Consider the following 3,662-nt stretch of genomic DNA (forward strand, 5'->3'; position numbering starts at 1 on the left):
TGCCATCAGTTCCGCACCACAACACCTGTTCGTTGCCGGTAGCCCATGAAATGATCTTCATGTCCTGCAACTGCCTTGTAGCTTCGGGTAATAGCTGTGTAGGGCGGAACTGTGCATCATACTCTCCGAAGCCTTGTGTAGTCCAGGCCAGCAGGTAGTGCTGGTTGTAGATGGTCATGGCGTTTACCGCATGTGGAAGCTGCGCCTGTAGTTGTGCCTGGTGGGTGCCTGCCGATACCGCCATCAGCTCATGTGCAGTAGTGGTAAAAAAGATCCTGCCGTTAACGGAAAACAGGGCCTGCACATTGGAGTATCGCTGTAATAACGGCCATTGCGCCTGCCAGTCGGCATATATTTCCAGGCTGCCATCGCCGCGGAGTACCCACAGGTGGTTGGCGCTGTCAAATACCGCTTTGCTGATACGGTTATTACCGGCCGGGAGGGGGCATACAACAAAGGAATCGGCGGCGGCATTGTAACGGGTAAGTCCTTCCTGCCGGCTCAGGCAATAAAGTTGCCCGGCGGTATCGGCAATCAGCCGGTATTCCTGCTCGCTGATGCGGCTGCGTTGCTGCCGGCCATAAAAGTAATTATGGAATTTCCCGCTTCGTTTATCGTACCGTGATACCCCTTCGATAGTGCTGAGCCAGATACGCCGTTGGCCGTCTTCCGTTACCTGGAGCACTACATTATTGCCGATGCTGTGCAGCGGGTTGTCTTTGCTGTAATTAAACACATGAAAGGCGGTGCCATCGTACATATTCAGTCCATCCCAGGTGGCAGCCCACAGCAGCTTATCTGAATCCAGGAACAGGGAATTAACTGCACTGTTGGAAAGACCGTTACGGTTATCAAGTTGTTGTGTATAATAGGAAGCTGTATCACCCGCAAAAACAGCTGGCGCACAGGTGAACATACAGATCAGCAGGGAACAGATCAGAGACAATCGCTTCATAACGTGCCGGTTTACGGTGGCATTGCCGTTGCCATCCGTTAAGGTACTAAATTTCTGCTTGTGAAGGGCGCCGGAATGTATAAACTTAGCAAGTACAGCGCTTAATTATCAGTACTAAATTTGTATCTTCTGTTCCGTTATACTCCTGATACTTATACAACAGACCGGCATTCCCCCATTATCAAAATTCTTCAAAAACATTTTAACCATGAAAATTGGCGTTATAGGTTCCGGTGAAGTAGGACAAACGCTTGGAACCGCATTTTTAACAGAAGGACACGACGTTATGCTGGGTACCCGCGACCCGGAGAAAGATGTTGTGAAGAAATGGAAAAGTGAAAATCCAAAAGGACAAACCGGGACGTTTGAGGTTACCGCCCGGTTTGGCGAATTGCTGATCCTTTGTGTGGCCGGCAGTGTGGCGGAATCGGCGGTGCAACAGGCCGGCGTAGCCAACTTCGCCGGTAAAGTAGTGATTGATACTACAAATCCTATTGCTGGTCCACCACCAGCAACCGGGGTACTGCCATTTTTTACAGACCTGAACAGCTCACTGATGGAAAAGATCCAGGGGCTTATTCCCGATGCCAGTGTGGTAAAGGCTTTTAACAGTGTAGGAAATGCAGCTATGTATAAACCACAGCTACCCGGTGGAGTACCTACCATGTTTATTTGCGGCGATAATGCTGCCGCCAAAACAACGGTAACGGGTATACTAACGGATTTTGGCTGGGAAACGGAAGATATGGGCGTTGCTGCGGCAGCCCGGGCTATAGAACCGCTTTGTATGTTATGGTGCATCCCCGGCTTTTTGCATAACAGCTGGAATCATGCGTTTAAATTATTGAAGCCGTAGAGGTTGTTGGTCATCTTCTGTTTCTTCTGGTGCAATAATTGCGCTTTTTTCTTTTTGATATGTCAGGAATAATACCGGATGAATAATACCCCGGTAGAAGATGTTGTAATCTATTAGCAATCTTTCAACTTGATAATATGAAAGAGAACAGCGAATTATTACCAACTCATTATGAAGATCTGCCAGGTGCGAAAATCGCCTATAGCATTGCAGGCGACGGACCTCCCCTGTTGCTGCTACATGGGTTCCCCGAAACGCATGCCGCCTGGTTACAGGTTGTACCCTTGTTAGGCTCAGCGTTTACATTGGTAATGCCGGACCTGCCGGGTTATGGCGATTCGTTTGTTACGGCCGAAGGTGGTGATGAACGCTATACTAAACAAAATATGGGACGTTTGCTCGTAGCACTTATGGAGCAGCTTGGATTTTCTGAGTTCTTTGTGGCCGGGCATGACAGGGGTGGAAGGGTTGCTTTTCGCATGTGCCTGGATTTTCCACGCCGGATAGTGAAAGCTGCCATGCTTGATATTATAAGTACGGCAGATATCGCAGACAGGATCAACTTTTCCCTTGCGGGGTCATTGGCGAACTGGTGGTTTATGGGGCAACCTTATCCCTTACCGGAAACAATACTGGCGGCAAGCCATGATTTCTACCTGGAGTATATCCTTAGCAAATGGTCCGGCGGTAAAACGTTCATGTTGCCGGCGGTGCGTGATGAGTATTTTCGCTGTTTTCGCAGGCATGCCGTCATAGATGCAGTGTGTGCAGAATATCGGGTAGGCAATACACTTGATCTGCAGGCAGAATGTGAAAGCAGGAATAGCGGTCAGCATATACAGTGTCCGTTACTTGTGCTTTGGTCGGATGACGGGTTCGTAACAGGTTTCGGAGATCCTCTCGCTATCTGGCAACAATGGTGCAGTGATGTGACTGGACAACAATTGACTGCCAGCCATTTTTTAATGGAGGAACAACCTGTTGCTACAGCCAACCATTTGCAGTCGTTTTTTTCAGGAGCCGCGAAGTAGATGGATTGGATGATGTTGCTGCTGTTTCAAATTTGAGTGGCTACTGCAGATTCCTTCCTTACCGGTGATGTACAGTCGCCAACAGTTGTTGTGTTTAGATTTATCCTTTTGCTATTAATGATTTTTGCTCAACAAATCATCAACAACCTGGGCCCGGATTTTTCCTTTGGCGCACGATGAACACAAGGCAGCGCCTGGCTTTCAGGATGATCAACCGCCAACCTCCACAGATGACCAAGGCCTAAGTTTATTGGCCGTGCACCAGGTTTAGCCTGATAGTGCAGATCAAAGAAGTGTTCACTTAAGAATGACTCAAAGCCTTCATCTGCTCCATCATACAGTTTTTTGAGTTGATCATGTATTTCCGGAATAAGTACTTTCTTTATGCCTTGTGAATTTGGCAATATTTCACTCGATTCGCCGTAGTAAGTGCATAAAAAGGTATCGGTTGGTACAGGAGAGCGATCTACATGAAATGAATAAACATCGGTTGGGAAAAAAGGGTAAGTATCGTCCCTGTCATAGTAGTTGATCACATTCAGGATGGGCGATGCGCCATGAGCTTTCAATGCCTCCAGGTCGTTTAAAAGAATTTCACGGGCAAGCTGCCCTTGTTCACTCAACTGAAGCGCATGAAGCTCCTCTTCTTCAATCTCCGTTATATTTCCGCTTAGCTCTACCTTTTTAACAATCTCAGAAAAATCACCTGTTAGTTTACGGGGCCAGCAAACCGCATTAATTGCTCCATTAAATGGGGTAGCAACAAGGTCTTTAAAATTCGTGACACAATGAATTTGATTCTCAGCATGAGATAGATCTA

At 47.5% G+C, this 3,662-nt stretch carries 4 protein-coding genes; 2 read left to right on the forward strand and 2 right to left on the reverse strand.

The genetic code is table 11. From position 1 onward, the window contains the following. Positions 1 to 955, reverse strand: a 955-nt coding sequence (locus VN105_RS04790) for a ligand-binding sensor domain-containing protein (RefSeq protein WP_325638458.1), incomplete at its 3' end; no start/stop codon positions are given. Positions 956 to 1,163: 208 nt separating this feature from the next. Between VN105_RS04790 and VN105_RS04795 the strand changes: the two genes are divergently transcribed. Both VN105_RS04795 and VN105_RS04800 read left to right on the forward strand, forming a co-directional pair. After that, entirely contained in the window at positions 1,164 to 1,811 is a 648-nt protein-coding gene (locus VN105_RS04795) for an NADPH-dependent F420 reductase (protein WP_325638460.1), read from the forward strand. Between the two features lie 137 nt (positions 1,812 to 1,948). Further along, positions 1,949 to 2,842 carry an alpha/beta hydrolase gene (locus VN105_RS04800; RefSeq protein WP_325638461.1) on the forward strand — a complete coding sequence of 298 codons (894 nt, stop codon included), beginning with the start codon at positions 1,949 to 1,951 and terminating at the stop codon, positions 2,840 to 2,842. Positions 2,843 to 2,970: 128 nt separating this feature from the next. Here the strand turns inward: VN105_RS04800 and VN105_RS04805 are convergent. Next, positions 2,971 to 3,662 (reverse strand): hypothetical protein (locus tag VN105_RS04805; protein WP_325638463.1); only part of this gene is annotated, 692 nt, incomplete at its 5' end.

This window comes from Chitinophaga sp. (assembly GCF_035564935.1).
Taxonomy (GTDB): Bacteria; Bacteroidota; Bacteroidia; order Chitinophagales; family Chitinophagaceae; genus Chitinophaga.

What these genes read in the sequence shown, in the direction of transcription:
- VN105_RS04795 (WP_325638460.1), top strand. Translation starts at nt 1,164, where the DNA reads ATGAAAATTGGCGTTATAGGTTCCGGTGAAGTAGGACAAACGCTTGGA.
- VN105_RS04800 (WP_325638461.1), top strand. Translation starts at nt 1,949, where the DNA reads ATGAAAGAGAACAGCGAATTATTACCAACTCATTATGAAGATCTGCCA.